The 207-nt window shown below is 40.1% G+C and carries 1 pseudogene; it reads right to left on the reverse strand.

The annotated features are described in order from the left end of the window. Nucleotides 1–207: pseudogene (locus JM658_RS17095) on the reverse strand (hypothetical protein); the annotation flags it as partial.

Consider the following 207-nt stretch of genomic DNA (forward strand, 5'->3'; position numbering starts at 1 on the left):
CTGCCTCATCAAGATAGCTACCACCATCTGCTCCTACTGCTAACAAGTTATCTGCATCGGTACTTGTAACAACAGCTGTAAAAGGATTCGAAGCCTCATCTGTATACGTAACTACTCCAGTACTTAAGTCTTGTGTGAATGTTGTTAAGGTTTCTCCGCTCTCTATAACACTAGATAGATCAACATTATTTACTGTTCCTGCTTCAT

Source organism: Joostella atrarenae (genome assembly GCF_021764745.1).
Lineage (GTDB): Bacteria > Bacteroidota > Bacteroidia > Flavobacteriales > Flavobacteriaceae > Galbibacter > Galbibacter atrarenae.